The sequence below is a fragment of the Rhizobium sp. YS-1r genome, from assembly GCF_000757525.1.
Taxonomy (GTDB): domain Bacteria; phylum Pseudomonadota; class Alphaproteobacteria; order Rhizobiales; family Rhizobiaceae; genus Neorhizobium; species Neorhizobium petrolearium.
Genome location: NZ_JPYQ01000019.1, coordinates 109,164 through 123,549, shown reverse-complemented (window position 1 = coordinate 123,549; position 14,386 = coordinate 109,164). Strand labels below are relative to the sequence as shown.

The window sequence follows — 14,386 nt, the reverse complement described above, 5'->3', positions numbered from 1 at the left end:
CTCCCGTCGTTGATCGGAGCCCGCCTCCAAACGGGGGCCGATTAGACATAAGCCAGCATATGAAGCTGACATCTACCTGACATTTTTCGCGGGTTTGACGTTTGGCAAGAGGTATCCGCCGTGCCGCGTCGAATTTTGTGGCTATTGCAGCCTGAGAGCCTCGTTCCAGCGGGAAATCAGTCGCGCCCGCTTCACCTGGTCGAGATAGACCATCAACCCGAGGCTGACGGGAACGGGCTTCAACTGCCCGCCCAGCATCTCCCGCAATGTGGTTGCGGTATTGTTGCCGGCGACTTCGGGGCTGACGGCCGGGATCTGCAGTTCGCGGGCCATGATTGTCTGGCCTTCCTTCGACATGAAGAACTGCAGATAGCGTTTTCCGAGGTCCGGCGCGGCGGCGGCCTGCGGCACGAGGCCGATCCGCGACATGACGACGGTATAGTCCTTCGGCAATACGATCCCGACGTCGGGATGGCGCGAGGCCCAGTCGGCGGCATAGGAGCCGAGGATGTTGTATCCGAGCAGGAAGCGCCCGTCCGCGATGCGCTCCAGGATCGCCTGGCTCGTGGAATAGAGCTTGACGCCCGCCGCACCCATGGCCCGGATCACCGACCAGATATCGCCGAACTGTTCCTGGTCGCGCGCCATGAACAGGAAGCCGACACCGGAGCGCTCGATGTCATAGGTACCGATCCTTCCATAGATGGCGTCGCCCTGCTTGTGCAGGAACTCGACGAATTCCGCCCGGGTCGACGGGGGCGGAGCATCCTTGAAGCTCGGCTTGTGATAGACGAAGACGGCCGGCTCGAAGGTCAGCGCGTAGGCCGTGTTGCGCCAGTTCGCCCAGGCTGGCCACTGGCCGCTCATCGGCAGCTCGCTCGGCTGCGCATACCCGTCATTGGCGAGCTTCACCTGCAGGTCCATGGCGGAAGAGAATGCGAAATCGGCGGTTTTCTGGCCGGCATCCGTCTCGCGGACGATCCGGTCGTAGATTTCACCGGTCAGCATGTCCTCGTAGCGCACCGTCACATCCGGGTTTGCCTGCTGGAAGCCGGTAATCATCGGCTTGGCAAGCGGTTCGTCGAGGGAGGAATAGACGCTCAGCACCCGGGCGTCGCTACGGCCGGAAAGGGCGGGAAACAGCGTTATGCCGGCAGCCGCAAGACCCGGCGAAAGGACAAGGCAGAGCGAAACGAGAAGGAGCCTTTTCATACGACCACAATGCCTTACAGAGGTTCCAGGGACAAGTAGACCGGTGGCCGCGTGGCTTTCGCGTCACGGTCACCGATTGCAGCCTTTATCCGGCTTGTTTTCCCCACAGGCCTCATTACCTGTGGGCGGTTCTTTTCACGCCGGAAGATCCGGTGCCTTGCCGCAAACAGAGGTCAGAACCATGTCGCTCTCACTCTACGATATCACCGTACCGGTCTTCATCCGCGCCTTCGGCAATCTCACCGAAATCTTGAAGAAGGGCGAGGCCTATGCCGACGAAAAGGGCCTGGCGCACAAGGAGCTTCTCAATGCCCGGCTGATCGAGGACATGTATCCGCTGATCGCGCAGATCCAGCGCGCCAGCGACACGGCCAAGTTCGTGCCCGTCCGGCTCGGACAGGTTGAAAACGTGCCGATGGACGACAACGAAGCGACTTTTGCCGACCTGCATGCCCGCATCGAAAGGACCGTGACTTTTCTTAAAAGTGTCGATCCGGCCGTAATGGCCGACCGTGAAGAGGCCGAGGTGGTGCTGAAGACCCGCAGCGGATCGACGACCTTCACCGGCCGTAATTATGTCCTGGGCTTTGCCATCCCGAATTTCTACTTCCACGTCACAACGGCCTACGCGGTCCTGCGCCACAAGGGCGTGCCGATCGGCAAGATGGACTATATCGGCCGGAGCCAATAACCATGCTCCCAACGCTTCCGTGACTTCCCTGACCTGCGCCTGTAAACTGGAAGGAAAAAGGGGAACAACGGGTGCGTATCCTTCTGGTCGAGGACAATCAGGCGTTGGCCGAGGGGCTGTCGACGATCCTGCGCGGCAGCGGCTATGCCGTCGATGCGGTGGCGGACGGTGCTTCGGCGGAAGCGGTTGCCGCTGCGGAGACATACGACCTCGTCATCCTCGACCTGAATTTGCCCGAGATGGATGGGCTCGACGTGCTGCGCGCGATGCGGGCCAGGCAGAACAAGGCCGCCGTCATGATCCTGACGGCCCGCGGCACGCCGGAGGAGCGGGTGAAGGGGCTCGATCTCGGCGCCGATGACTACATGATCAAGCCTTTCGACATCTCGGAATTCGAGGCGCGTATCCGCGTGCTCCTGCGCCGCCATGCGGGCCTGAGAAGCTCGATCGTCAATTATGGCGGCGTCACCTTCGACCTGAATTCCCGGACATTCTCCAGCCATGGCGCTCCGCTCGATATTCCTGCACGCGAAGTGGCGCTCCTGGAACTCCTTTTCCTGCGCGCTGGCAAGGTCGTCTCCAAGGACGCGATCATGCGCTCGCTGACGGGTTTCGACGACGATCTTTCGGCCAATGCGATCGAGCAATATGTCAGTCGACTGCGCCGTCGTCTTGCGCCGCATGGGCTGACGGTGAAGACTGCCCGTGGCATCGGTTACTATCTCGATACGGTGGCGCCCGTACCATGACGCCGCCAATGACGCAAACTGCCGCCTACTCGCTGCGCCGGCGGCTGCTCGCCTGGCTCCTCATCTCGACGGCGGTGATCGGCACGGTCGCCATGGTCGACACATGGGACGAGGCCGTCGATACGGCGAACGAGGTTTCCGATCGCGTTCTGGCCGGCTCGGCGCTGGCGATCGCGGAACGGGTGATCGTTGCCGAAGACGGCTCGCTGGAAGTCGATATCCCCTATGTGGCGCTGGAGATGCTGACGTCGGCGGCACAGGATCGCGTCTTCTACCGGGTCGACGGCCCGCCCGGCACGTTTATCACCGGCTATCAGACCTTGCCGTCGATCCCGCGACGTGAAGGGCAGGCGGCGGCGTTCGAAAACGCGACTTTTCGGGGTGAGCCGATCCGCGTTGCTGCTTTGGCCCGGTCGGCCTCGACCGGCATCAATTCGGTGCCCTTCATCGTCACCGTGGCGGAAACCACGATCGCCCGCCAGCAATTGACCCGGACCATTCTGATCCGGTCGGCATTGCGCCTGCTTTTCATGATCGCCGGCGCAGCGGTCATCGTCTGGGTTGCTGTCAGCCTGTCGCTCCGCCCGCTCTACCGCTTCAGTGAAGCGATCGCCGAGCGCAGCCCGGACGACCTGCATCCGATCAGCGAACGGGTGCCGAGCGAGGTCCAGGGGCTTGTCGATACGGTCAACTCCTTCATGGTGCGGCTCGAGGGGGCACTGGAGGCTCTCAGGCATTTCACCGGTAATGCCAGCCACCAGCTCCGAACGCCGCTTGCCATCATCCGCACGCAGCTTGCGCTGGCCGGCCGCGCTGCCGGGCTGGACGGGGCGAAGGAAGCGGTCCGCAAGGCGGATGAGGCGGTTGCCGATGCCGAACGCATCCTGGCCCAGCTCCTGCTGATGGCGAAGATTGATGCATCGAAGCGCTCCGCTTCGATGCAGAAGGTCGATCTGGCGACCCTGGCGCAGGGCGCGACGGCGGACCATGTGCCGCTTGCCGCCGAAGCCGGCATCGATCTCGGGTTCGAAGGCGGGTGCGGCGTTGCGATCTTCGCGGAGCCGCTGCTGATCGGCGAGCTCCTGAAGAACCTGATCGGCAATGCTTTGCTTTATGCCGGGGACGGCGCGGAGGTGACAGTCCGCGTGAGACAGGACGGCGATACGGCCGTGCTGGAAGTCGAGGACAACGGTCCCGGCATTCCGCCGGAGAAACGGGCTTCCGTATTGAAGCGCTTCGAGCGTGGCGAGCAAACGGACAAGGCGGGCAGCGGTCTCGGCCTGCCGATCATCGAGGAGATTGCCCGGCTCCACGGTGCGGCAATGACCCTCGCGGACGGCCGCGAGGCCAGAGGGCTGACGGTGGAAATCCGCTTTCCGATAGCCGGCTAATTCATTCCTGATGAACCATGGTTCCGCCGATCCAGGTGCTCTCCATGCCGAGATCCTCGGTGAGGACAACGAAATCCGCATCGAAGCCGGGTTTCAGTGCCCCCTTGCGGCCGGAGAGCCATGCCGCTTCCGCCGGATAGGTCGAGGCCATCCGCAATGCCTCTTCGATCGGCAGGCCGAGCCTTTCATGCACGAAGCGCACCGACGAGATCATGTCTATGTCGGCCCCTGCAAGCGTGCCGTCTGCAAGCGTCAGCCGTCCGTCCCGGCGCAGGATCTCGCGGCCGTTCAGCGTAAAGCTCTTCATGTCCGTACCGATCGGCGACATGGCATCGGTGACGATGAAGATCTTGCCCGGTCCGTTCTTTGCCCGCAGAGCAATGCCCATCGCGGCGGGATGGACATGGATGCCGTCGGCGATCAGCCCAGCATAAAGCGGGCCGATGTCCAGCGCCGCACCGACAACGCCCGGCTGGCGATGGCCGAGCGGGCTCATGGCGTTGAAGAGATGCGTGACGGTGCGCACGCCCGCCTCGGAATAGGCCCTGGCTGTTTCATAGGTCGTGTCTGTGTGGCCGAGGCTTACCATCAAGCCGGCCTCCGCAAGCCGCTTCGCCTGTTCCGGGGTGACGTTCTCCGGCGCGACGGTGATCATCATCGCATCGAATATACCCTGGCAGGAGAGCATGAGTTCGATGTCCTTCTCCTCCATCGGCCGGATCAGCTTCGGGTCATGCGCCCCCTTGCGGGCGATGGAAAGATGCGGACCTTCGAGATGCAGGCCGAGGAAACCCGGCACGCCCTGTTGCTTCGCTTGCTTGCCGGCCTCGACGGTTTTTGCCGTGATCTCGAATGTGTCGGTGATGAGGGTCGGCAGCAGGCCGGTCGTGCCGAACTTGGCGTGCGCCGCGCAGATCTGCTTGAGACCCTCGACAGTCGGCTCCTCGTTGAGCAGCACGCCGCCGCCGCCGTTCACCTGCAGGTCGATGAAGCCGGGCACGATCAGACCGCCGCCGGCATCGATCGTCTCGATGCCTTCCGGCAGGGCCGCGACAGGCCGGATCGCCTCGACCCGGCCGTTGCCGAAAACGAGCGCGGCATTCTCATGCCAGGAAGCGCCGTCGAAGATGCGGGCGCCGGTGATGGCCTTGGCTGTACTCATAGTGTTTCAGTCACCTTCTTCAATGCAACTGGCGCATCCGGGTTGAAGCCTTTCGCGCGCGACCAGGCTTCCACGAACCCGTAGAAGGGCAGGATGAGCGCCAGCGCATCGGTGAGTGGATGGCCGGTCGCGACGAAAGGCAGCTTTCGAGCGGCCTTGACCTTGTCGGAGGTCGCAAAGGCAAGCGCCCCCTTGGCGGCGAGGTTCTCGGCAATCTCGACGGCCGAGGCCTCGGCCGCGTCGCGCGCCGCGAAGGTGACGACCGGAAATTGCTTTTCCACCAGCGCCACGGGGCCGTGCAGCACTTCAGCAGCCGAATAGGCCTCCGCATGCATGTTGGAGGTTTCCTTGAATTTCAGCGCCGCCTCGCTGGCGATCGAGAGCGCCGGTCCGCGACCGAGCATGTAGAGCGATTCCGCGTCGCCGAGCTCTTTGGCGAGTTCATTCCAGTCGAGCTTGACCGCCTTTTCGAAATGCGACGGCAGGTTGCGAATGGCGGCCTTCAGGTCCTCGTCGTCCACCCACTCGGAAAGCAGCGCAAGGCCCGCGACAATCGAATTGACGAAGGATTTCGTTGCCGCGACCGCAAGTTCCGGTCCGGCATTGATGTTGATCGCATGGTTCGAAGCGCTGGCAATCGGCGACGGCAGCGTATTGGTGAGCGCGATCGTGACGGCGCCGGATCTGGTTGCGGCTTCCGCCATGGCGACGATATCCGGGCTTTTGCCGGATTGGGAAATCGCGATCGCCGCGCCGCCCTCGAGCCTCAGCTTCGCGCCGTAGATCGAGGCAAGCGAGGGGCCGAGCGAAGCGACGGGCCGGCCGGCGGTAAGCTCGATCGCGTATTTGATGAAGGTCGCCGCGTGGTCGGAGGAGCCGCGGGCGATGGTGATCAGGAACGTGGGATCCTTCTCCCGGAGCGCCCGGCCGGCGGCAACGATCTCCGCTGCCGACCGGTCAAGCAACCGGGCCGTCGCCTCCGGTATCTCGTTGATCTCTTGCCGCATATGGGTTTGCATGGTTCAGTCCTTGTCAGTTTTCGCCGAGCGAGAGCTCGGCCACGAAATCGTAGGCGTCGCCGCGATAGAGCGAGCGGGTGAGTTCCACCACGCGGCCGGATGCCAGATAGGATACGCGTTCGATCGAAAGCCCGGCGGAGCCCACGGGCACTGCCAGCAATCCGGCATCCGGGTTCTTCATATTGCAGGCGGATATCCGTTGTATGGCGCGCACGGGCCGGGCATCCTTTTTTTCCAGCTCCGCGTAGAGCGAATTGGTGACGGCGGAAGGGTCCGGCAGGAATTCGGCGGAAATGCTGGCGCGTTCGATGGCAAGCGGCATGTCGTTGGCGATGCGCAGGCGTCCGAGGCGGGCCACCTTCGTCCCCGGGGCGAGGCCCAGCATCATCATTTCTTCAGGGGAAGGGTGGAACAGGCCCCGTTCCAGCCATTCGGACTTGGTCACCAGCCCGCGCCGCGCCATGTCCTCGGTAAAGGACGTGAGCCGGGTCAGCGGCTGCTCGACGCGTGACAGCGGCTTGACCACGAAGGTACCGGAACCATGCCTGCGGGTAAGCAGTCCATCCTTGACGAGATCGTCGACCGCCTTGCGCACGGTGACGCGGCTGACATTGGCGTAATCCGCAAGGTCGCGTTCGGCCGGCAGCGCGTCGCCGTGGCCGAGCTTGCCGGAGCGGATCGCATCTTCCAGGCTCTGGCGCAATTTCCTGTAGAGCGGCCCGGTTCCGGCATTCTGCAGGCCGTCGAGGGGAAGGATGGCGGCAAGCGTCTCGTTCATGCACGCGCCTCCGAAGGTGAGCCATAGGCCTTGACCGCGAGCGCCACGGCACCCGTCAGCGCGTCGGCAAGCGGCTCGGAAAGCCGGCTGCGATGCCGTTCTGCGAGATATTCGGGATAGAGCGGTGCGAGGCCCCCGAGCAGGCAGAGTCGGCCTTTACCCCTGGTGATGGCGTTCACTGCGTCAAGTGCTTCGTTGATGCCGTCCGCGCCGGTTTTCAGGATGCGGATCGCCGCTTCGTCGCCTTGCCGGGCAAATTCGAAAACCTTCGGCGTATAACGTCCGTAGTCGCCCGGTTTCGCCAGCCGGGCGAAATCGACCACGTTTTCCGGATTGTTCCCGAACTCCGCAAGAATGGCTTTCGAGAGCCCGGTGATCGGGCGGATAGCGTCGTAGGCGAGCAGGCTTTCCTGCAGTGCGAGCTGGCCGAGTCGCGCGCCGCTGCCGAGATCGCTCACCTGGAATCCCCAGCCTGCGATCGAATGAAGTTCGCCGTCATGTCGCGCAATATAGACCGTTCCCGTGCCGACGATGCCGATCGCGCCGTCCTCGTCGCCGATCGCGCCTTGCAGCGCGATCACGCCGTCGGAGACGATTTCCGACTGCTTGAAGGGCAGCCGCGCCTGAACGTAGTTCACGGCGTCTCCGACATTGTTGCCGGCAAGGCCAAGGACGGCGGGCGCGGATGGGAGATCGGGCGTGATCCCGGCTTCCTCAAAGGCCAGCCGTGCCGCCTCGGCGATATGTTTCAACGCGGTATCCGGATCAGTGAGGATATTGGACGCGCCGCTCTTGCCGCGGCCGAGAATAGTGCCATTTCCGTCAGCCAATGCTGCGCGGCAGCTGGTTCCCCCGCCATCGATTCCGATGAAATAATCGACCATGGATACCTCCAGAAATTGATAATACCAAAAAAATACCAATAACCAAGAGAGATTTCCGATTTTCGAAATGCTCTGCGATATTGCGCTGAAATGATTGGATTATTTTCATTTTCCCCAAAGTGCGTTATTGATTTGGTGATAAAAGTTAATTTTCCTTCTGGACAATTGGTATTTTTTTGGCATCATTTTGGTCAGAGGGAGAAATCGGATGAGCAAAAACGCCACCGAAGCAAGACATGGGAAAGCGGAAGGGCTCGACATGCGCGCGCCCGCCGAAATCCTTGAGCTTCTGGCAGCGGCCCAGCAGGAGGCTGCGAAAGCGGTCGATCGCGCCATCCCGGCTATCGCCGAAGCTGCTGATCTTATGGCTGCAACGTTGAAGTCTGGCGGCAAGCTCGTTTACGTCGGTGCCGGCAGCGCCGGTCTGGTCGCCATGACCGATGCTCTTGAATTGCCCGGAACCTACGGGATCGCGCCGGAGAAGCTGGTTGTCCTGTTCGCCGGCGGCCTCTCCCCGGTCACCGATCTGCCCGGCGGACCGGAAGACGATCCGGTGCTCGGGCAGCGCGATGCGGATGTCATCTTCGCGGAAGACTGCGTAATCTGTGTCTCGGCCAGCGGTTCGACGCCCTATACGGTCGCCGTCGCCGAAGTGGCCAGGGCACGCGGCGCGAAACTGGTGGCGATCGCCAACAATGCCGGCGCAAGACTGTTCGATGGCGCCGATGTGGCGATCCTGCTTGAAACGCCGCCGGAAGTGGTGGCGGGCTCCACCCGAATGGGCGCCGGCACGGCGCAGAAAATGGCGTTCAACATGCTCTCGACGCTGGCGGCCGTGAAGCTTGGCCACGTGCATGACGGCCATATGGTCAACCTGCGCGCCGATAACGACAAGCTGCAGGCCCGCGCCGCCCGCATGGTGGCGGATATTGCAGGGATCGATTTCGAAGAAGCGCGCGCCTGGTTCGGCGCTGCCGATGGTTCGGTGAAGGTGGCGGTTCTGCTTGCGGCCGGTGCGGCCGATGCGGAGGCGGCGAAGGCGCTGCTGGCCAGGTCCGGCGAGGTGCTGCGTGCCGCGCTTAATGAGCTGCACGCAGGCAAAAGTTCCATGAAGCGCGCTTGACGGCGCAAAAAGAGGGAGAGCATCATGACCCGCATCTTGAAAGGCATGCTTTTCGCAACGACCGTGCTCGCGCCTGCGGGCCTTGTCGCCACCAACGCGTCCGCACAGACCGCCCAGCTCACCATCGAGAGCTGGCGCAACGACGACCTGCCGATCTGGCAGGAGAAGATCATTCCGGCCTTCGAAGCGAAGAACCCCGACATCAAAGTAACCTTCGCACCGATGGCGCCGACGGAATACAATTCCGCCGTCAACGCCAAGCTGGAGGCAGGCACGGCCGGAGACCTCATCACCTGCCGTCCGTTCGACCTGTCGCTTGCCATGTTCCAGAAAGGCCAGCTCGCCTCGCTGAACGACCTGCCCGGCATTTCGAACTTCTCCGACGTCGCCAAGTCCGCCTGGACCACCGATGACGGCAAGACCACCTTCTGCGTGCCGATGGCATCGGTCATTCACGGTTTCATCTACAACAAGAAGGCTTTCGAAGAAGCCGGCGTTGAGGTTCCGAAGACCGAGGATGAATTCTTCGCGGTGCTCGAGAAGTTCAAGAAGGATGGCAATTACATCCCGCTCGCCATGGGCACCAAGGACCAGTGGGAAGCCGCCACGATGGGCTACTACAACATCGGCCCGAACTACTGGAAGGGTGAGGAGGGCCGCAAGGCGCTGATCGCAGGCACCGAAAAGCTCACCGATCCGCAATGGATCGAGCCCTATGCAACGCTTGCCAAGTGGAAGCCCTATCTCGGCGATGGTTTCGAGGCTCAGACCTATCCGGACAGCCAGAATCTCTTCACGCTTGGCCGCGCCGCGATCTATCCGGCCGGTTCGTGGGAAATCGCTCCGTTCAAGGCTCAGGCCGATTTCGAAATGGGCGCCTTCCCGCCGCCGGTGAAGAAGGCAGGTGACACCTGCTACATCTCCGACCATAACGACATCGGTCTCGGCCTCAACGCCAAGGGCAAGAATCCGGAAGCGGCGAAGAAATTCCTCGCTTGGGTCGCCTCGCCGGAATTCGCCGAGCTTTACGCCAATGCGCTTCCGGGCTTCTTCAGCCTGAACTCGACGCCGGTGAAAATGACGGATGATCTTGCCCAGGAATTCGTGTCCTGGCGCGAGAACTGCAAGACGACGATCCGTCCGAGTGCTGCGATCGTCGGCCGCGGCCAGCCGAACCTCGACCTCGAAATGTGGCGCGTTTCGGCAAACGTCATCAACGGCACGCAAACGCCTGAGCAAGCTGCCGCCGAGACTCAGAAAGGCCTCGACAGCTGGTACAAGCCGGCGAAGTAACGCCTCACGCCCACCATCTGCCCCTCACCCTAACCCTCTCCCCGCTTGCGGGGAGAGGGGACCTGCCTCGCTCGACCTTCGAGATGGAGGAAACCCTTGCGGCATATTCCTTCTCCCCGTCAAAACGGGGAGAAGGTGGCGGTAGCCGGATGAGGAGCATTGCCGTAACATCCTGCACACGCCGTAACTAAAGACCGGAACCCGCGCCATGAGCGATACCGACATGACCGATACCGAGATCGTCCCGGTGAAGCGGCCCGCTCGCTGGCATATCCTCGTCTTCCTGGCGCCGGCCTTCCTCGTCTATACGGCGGTGATGATCCTGCCGCTCATCGAAACGCTGAGGCTCTCGCTCTTCAACATGGTCGAAGGCCAGCTTGCTTTCGTCGGCTTCAACAATTTCCGCGTCCTCTTCAGCGATCCGAGGCTTTCCGCCGATTTCTGGAATGCGCTTGGCAACAACGTCATCTTCTTCATCATCCATATGCTTGTGCAGAACCCGGTCGGCATTGCCATCGCCGCCATGCTGTCGGCGCCGAACCTGCGCTTCGCCGCCTTCTACCGTTCGGCGATCTTTGTGCCGACACTGCTTTCCTTCGTCATCGTCGGCTTCATCTGGAAGCTCATCCTTTCGCCGATCTGGGGCATTGCGCCCGGCATGATGGATTGGGTGGGACTGAAATGGGCCTTCGCGCCCTGGCTCGGCAAGCCGGAAACGGCGCTCGTCACCGTCTCGCTGATCTCGGTCTGGCAATATGTCGGCATTCCGATGATGCTGATCTATGCGGCGCTCTTGAACATTCCCGACGAGGTGCTGGAAGCCGCCGAGTGCGACGGCATTACCGGCTGGAGCCAGTTCTGGAAGATCAAGCTGCCGCTCATCCTGCCCTCGATCGGCATCGTCTCGGTACTGACCTTCGTCGGCAATTTCAACGCCTTCGACCTGATCTACACGGTGCAGGGGGCACTCGCCGGCCCGAACGGCTCGACGGATATCCTGGGCACGCTGCTCTACCGCACCTTCTTCGGGTTCCAGAACCAGATGGGCGACCGCTCGATGGGCGCCACCATCGCTGCCGTGATGTTCCTCATCATCCTCGCCGGCGTCTCGCTCTATCTCTTCGTCATCCAGCGGCGCATGCGCCGCTATCAGTTCTGAGGAGACGGACATGTCGAAAGCCCGCTCCGCTCCGCTGCGCACTGCGCTCATTCACCTGGCGCTGATCGCCTATACGCTGGTGGCGCTTTTCCCGGTCTTCCTGACGCTGGTCAATTCGTTCAAGAGCCGCAATGCCATCTTCCGAGAGCCGATGGCGCTACCGACGCCGTCGACCTTCAGCCTGATCGGCTACCAGACCGTGCTGAACCAGGGCGATTTCGTCGGCTATTTCCAGAACAGCCTGATCGTCACGGTCGTGTCGATCGCGCTGGTTCTGCTCACCGGCGCCATGGCCGCCTTCGCGCTCTCCGAATACCGCTTCCGCGGCAATACGCTGATGGGGCTTTACCTGGCGCTCGGCATCATGATCCCGATCCGCCTCGGCACGGTGGCGATCCTGCAGGGCATGGTGGCGGCCGGCCTCGTCAACACGCTGACATCGCTGATCCTCGTCTACACAGCGCAGGGCCTGCCGCTTGCCATCTTCATCCTGTCGGAATTCATGCGCACCGTCTCGGACGACCTGAAGAATGCCGGCCGGATCGACGGGCTTTCGGAATACGCGATCTTCTTCCGCCTCGTCCTGCCGCTGGTGCGTCCGGCCATGGCGACGGTCGCAGTCTTCACCATGATCCCGATCTGGAACGACCTCTGGTTCCCGCTGATCCTCGCCCCCGGCGAAAGCACCAAGACGGTCACGCTTGGTGCGCAGATGTTCATCGGCCAGTTCGTCACCAACTGGAATGCGGTCCTCTCGGCGCTGTCGCTCGCCATTCTGCCGGTCATGGTTCTATACGTCATCTTCTCGCGGCAATTGATCCGCGGCATTACCTCCGGAGCCGTCAAGTGAACCCGTCCAATCGTCCCATCCGTGTCCTTGTCGCCGGCCTCGGCAATATGGGCAGGAGCCATGCACTGGCCTATTACGACAATGCGGGCTTCGAGATCGTCGGTCTCGTCAATCGCACCAAGCGCGACCTGCCGGGCGAACTCGATGCCTATCCGCTCTTTACGGACTTCGAGCGGGCATTGCGGGAGACGAAGCCGGATCTCTGCTCGATCAACACCTATTCCGACAGCCACGCGGACTATGCCGTCATGGCTTTCGAGGCCGGCTGCCACGTCTTCGTCGAAAAGCCGCTGGCGACCACCGTTGCCGATGCCGAGCGCGTCGTTGCGGCCGCCAGGAAGCATGACCGCAAGCTGGTGGTCGGCTATATCCTCCGCCATCATCCGTCCTGGATGCGGCTGATCGCGGAGGCCCGCAAGCTCGGGCCTCCGTACGTGTTCCGCATGAACCTCAACCAGCAGTCCTCCGGCGACAAGTGGGACGTGCATAAGGCGCTGATGCAGACGACCCCGCCGATCGTCGATTGCGGCGTGCATTATGTCGACGTCTGGTGCCAGATTACCGATGCCAAAGCGGTCGAAGTGCGCGGCATGGGGCTGCGCATGACCGAAGAGGTCGCGCCGGATATGTACAACTACGGCCACATGCAAGTGTTGTTCGAGGACGGCTCGGTCGGCTGGTACGAGGCGGGTTGGGGCCCGATGATGTCGGAAATGGCCTTCTTCGTGAAGGACGTCATGTCGCCCAAGGGCTCGGTCTCGATCCTCGTCGACGCGAAGGCGAAATCCGACGACATCGATACACATACGAAAACCTCGGTGATCCGCGTCCATTCGGCCGAGACCGGCCCGGACGGCCTGTTCATCCGCCCCGACGAGGATCTGTCGATGACCGGCGAACCGGATCACCAGAAACTCTGCGATCTCGAACAGGCCTATGTGCTGAAAGCCATCCGCGAGGATATCGATCTCACCCGCCACATGGATGATGCCGTGCAGTCGCTGCGCATCTGCCTTGCTGCGGATGAAAGCGTGCGCACCGGCAGGCCCGTGAAACTTTAAGGAAAAAGCCCTTGGGTTCCCTTGAACTGAAATCCATCCGCAAGGCCTTCGGCACCCACGAGGTGCTGAAGGGCATCGATCTCGAGGTGAAGGACGGAGAATTCGTCATCTTCGTCGGCCCCTCCGGCTGCGGCAAGTCTACGTTGCTGCGAGTGATAGCCGGCCTTGAGGACGCGACATCGGGCAGCGTGAGGATCGATGGCGCCGAGGTCATCAATGTGCCGCCTGCCAAACGCGGCATTGCCATGGTGTTCCAGTCCTATGCGCTCTATCCGCACCTGACGGTCAAGGACAATATGGGCCTTGGCCTGAAACAGGCCGGCACAGAAAAGGCAGAGATCGACAAGCGTGTCGCCAAGGCGTCCTCCATGCTGTCGCTCGATCCCTATCTCACTCGCCGCCCTGCCGAATTGTCCGGCGGTCAGCGCCAGCGCGTCGCGATCGGCCGCGCTATCGTGCGCGAACCGAAACTTTTCCTGTTCGACGAGCCGCTCTCGAACCTCGATGCGGCGCTGCGTGTGCAGACGCGCCTGGAGATCGCCGGCCTGCACCGGCGGCTGAAAGCGACGATGATCTACGTCACCCACGACCAGGTCGAGGCGATGACGCTGGCGGACAAGATCGTCGTGCTGAATGCCGGCACGATCGAGCAGGTTGGCTCACCCATGGAGCTTTATAATAAGCCGGCTAATATTTTCGTGGCCGGCTTCATCGGTTCACCGCAGATGAACTTCATCCCGGCCGAAAAGCTGGGCGACGCCGGCGCCAAGACCATCGGCATCCGCCCGGAGCATATAGCCCTCTCGCGTGAAAACGGCGACTGGAAGGGCAAGGTCATCCATGTGGAACACTTGGGCGCCGATACGATCGTCTATCTGGAGACCGAGGCGACTGGCCTCTTGACCGTCCGCCTGTTCGGGGAACATCGCCACATGCCGGACGACGTGGTGTTCGCCACGCCCGACAAGGCAAGCCTGCATCGCTTCGACGCAAACGACCGCGCAATCGCCTGAG

Annotated in this window: 14 protein-coding genes; 9 read left to right on the top strand and 5 right to left on the bottom strand. The window is 62.2% G+C overall.

The window, feature by feature from the left end; all coding sequences use genetic code 11:
• Positions 1-141 precede the first annotated feature (141 nt).
• The gene (locus JL39_RS14625) at positions 142-1,212 is read right to left on the bottom strand and encodes an ABC transporter substrate-binding protein (RefSeq protein WP_037151754.1); all 1,071 of its coding nucleotides are present in this window, start codon (positions 1,210-1,212) and stop codon (positions 142-144) included.
• A 181-nt stretch (positions 1,213-1,393) separates the two neighbouring features.
• On the opposite strand from JL39_RS14625, the gene JL39_RS14620 reads away from it, so the two are divergent.
• The 3 genes from JL39_RS14620 to JL39_RS14610 all read left to right on the top strand — a co-directional run bounded on the left by JL39_RS14620 (position 1,394) and on the right by JL39_RS14610 (position 4,043).
• On the top strand, positions 1,394-1,903 hold the full coding sequence (locus tag JL39_RS14620) for a DUF1993 domain-containing protein (protein ID WP_037151752.1): 510 nt from the start codon (positions 1,394-1,396) through the stop codon (positions 1,901-1,903).
• 71 nt (positions 1,904-1,974) lie between these two features.
• Complete coding sequence (locus tag JL39_RS14615; protein WP_037151750.1) at positions 1,975-2,652, top strand: response regulator transcription factor; 678 nt, start codon at positions 1,975-1,977, stop codon at positions 2,650-2,652.
• An 8-nt stretch (positions 2,653-2,660) separates the two neighbouring features.
• A complete protein-coding gene (locus JL39_RS14610) occupies positions 2,661-4,043 on the top strand; it encodes a sensor histidine kinase (protein ID WP_037151895.1) in 1,383 nt (460 codons plus the stop codon).
• Position 4,044: 1 nt separating this feature from the next.
• On the opposite strand, the gene nagA is transcribed toward JL39_RS14610, so the two are convergent.
• The 4 genes from nagA to JL39_RS14590 are packed head-to-tail and all read right to left on the bottom strand — an operon-like array spanning position 4,045 to position 7,886.
• Positions 4,045-5,205 (bottom strand): N-acetylglucosamine-6-phosphate deacetylase, encoded by a 1,161-nt coding sequence (gene nagA, locus JL39_RS14605; protein WP_037151747.1) that lies wholly within the window; start codon positions 5,203-5,205, stop codon positions 4,045-4,047.
• A complete protein-coding gene (locus JL39_RS14600; RefSeq protein ID WP_037151744.1) occupies positions 5,202-6,224 on the bottom strand; it encodes an SIS domain-containing protein in 1,023 nt (340 codons plus the stop codon). Before JL39_RS14600 ends, nagA begins: the two co-directional genes overlap by 4 nt.
• Positions 6,225-6,237: 13 nt before the next feature.
• The gene (locus tag JL39_RS14595; protein ID WP_037151742.1) at positions 6,238-7,002 is read right to left on the bottom strand and encodes a GntR family transcriptional regulator; all 765 of its coding nucleotides are present in this window, start codon (positions 7,000-7,002) and stop codon (positions 6,238-6,240) included.
• On the bottom strand, positions 6,999-7,886 hold the full coding sequence (locus JL39_RS14590) for an N-acetylglucosamine kinase (protein ID WP_037151738.1): 888 nt from the start codon (positions 7,884-7,886) through the stop codon (positions 6,999-7,001). Before JL39_RS14590 ends, JL39_RS14595 begins: the two co-directional genes overlap by 4 nt.
• 208 nt (positions 7,887-8,094) lie before the next feature.
• Between JL39_RS14590 and JL39_RS14585 the strand changes: the two genes are divergently transcribed.
• The 6 genes from JL39_RS14585 to JL39_RS14560 all read left to right on the top strand — a co-directional run bounded on the left by JL39_RS14585 (position 8,095) and on the right by JL39_RS14560 (position 14,385).
• Positions 8,095-9,009: an N-acetylmuramic acid 6-phosphate etherase gene (locus JL39_RS14585; RefSeq protein WP_037151735.1), complete on the top strand. Its 915-nt coding sequence runs from the start codon at positions 8,095-8,097 to the stop codon at positions 9,007-9,009.
• A gap of 24 nt (positions 9,010-9,033) precedes the next feature.
• Positions 9,034-10,302, top strand: coding sequence for an ABC transporter substrate-binding protein (locus tag JL39_RS14580; protein ID WP_037151733.1), 1,269 nt, complete (start codon positions 9,034-9,036; stop codon positions 10,300-10,302).
• Between the two features lie 208 nt (positions 10,303-10,510).
• Positions 10,511-11,461, top strand: coding sequence for a sugar ABC transporter permease (locus tag JL39_RS14575; protein ID WP_037151730.1), 951 nt, complete (start codon positions 10,511-10,513; stop codon positions 11,459-11,461).
• 10 nt (positions 11,462-11,471) lie between these two features.
• A complete protein-coding gene (locus JL39_RS14570) occupies positions 11,472-12,311 on the top strand; it encodes a carbohydrate ABC transporter permease (protein WP_037151726.1) in 840 nt (279 codons plus the stop codon).
• Positions 12,308-13,372 carry a Gfo/Idh/MocA family oxidoreductase gene (locus JL39_RS14565; protein WP_037151723.1) on the top strand — a complete coding sequence of 355 codons (1,065 nt, stop codon included), beginning with the start codon at positions 12,308-12,310 and terminating at the stop codon, positions 13,370-13,372. Before JL39_RS14570 ends, JL39_RS14565 begins: the two co-directional genes overlap by 4 nt.
• 11 nt (positions 13,373-13,383) lie before the next feature.
• Positions 13,384-14,385 (top strand): ABC transporter ATP-binding protein, encoded by a 1,002-nt coding sequence (locus tag JL39_RS14560; RefSeq protein ID WP_037151720.1) that lies wholly within the window; start codon positions 13,384-13,386, stop codon positions 14,383-14,385.
• The last annotated feature ends 1 nt before the right edge of the window (position 14,386 follow it).

Coding starts and splice junctions, on each gene's coding strand:
- JL39_RS14625 (WP_037151754.1), bottom strand. CDS start 1,212: ATGAAAAGGCTCCTTCTCGTTTCGCTCTGCCTTGTCCTTTCGCCGGGT.
- JL39_RS14620 (WP_037151752.1), top strand. CDS start 1,394: ATGTCGCTCTCACTCTACGATATCACCGTACCGGTCTTCATCCGCGCC.
- JL39_RS14610 (WP_037151895.1), top strand. CDS start 2,661: ATGACGCAAACTGCCGCCTACTCGCTGCGCCGGCGGCTGCTCGCCTGG.
- nagA (WP_037151747.1), bottom strand. CDS start 5,205: ATGAGTACAGCCAAGGCCATCACCGGCGCCCGCATCTTCGACGGCGCT.
- JL39_RS14600 (WP_037151744.1), bottom strand. CDS start 6,224: ATGCAAACCCATATGCGGCAAGAGATCAACGAGATACCGGAGGCGACG.
- JL39_RS14595 (WP_037151742.1), bottom strand. CDS start 7,002: ATGAACGAGACGCTTGCCGCCATCCTTCCCCTCGACGGCCTGCAGAAT.
- JL39_RS14590 (WP_037151738.1), bottom strand. CDS start 7,886: ATGGTCGATTATTTCATCGGAATCGATGGCGGGGGAACCAGCTGCCGC.
- JL39_RS14585 (WP_037151735.1), top strand. CDS start 8,095: ATGAGCAAAAACGCCACCGAAGCAAGACATGGGAAAGCGGAAGGGCTC.
- JL39_RS14580 (WP_037151733.1), top strand. CDS start 9,034: ATGACCCGCATCTTGAAAGGCATGCTTTTCGCAACGACCGTGCTCGCG.
- JL39_RS14575 (WP_037151730.1), top strand. CDS start 10,511: ATGAGCGATACCGACATGACCGATACCGAGATCGTCCCGGTGAAGCGG.
- JL39_RS14570 (WP_037151726.1), top strand. CDS start 11,472: ATGTCGAAAGCCCGCTCCGCTCCGCTGCGCACTGCGCTCATTCACCTG.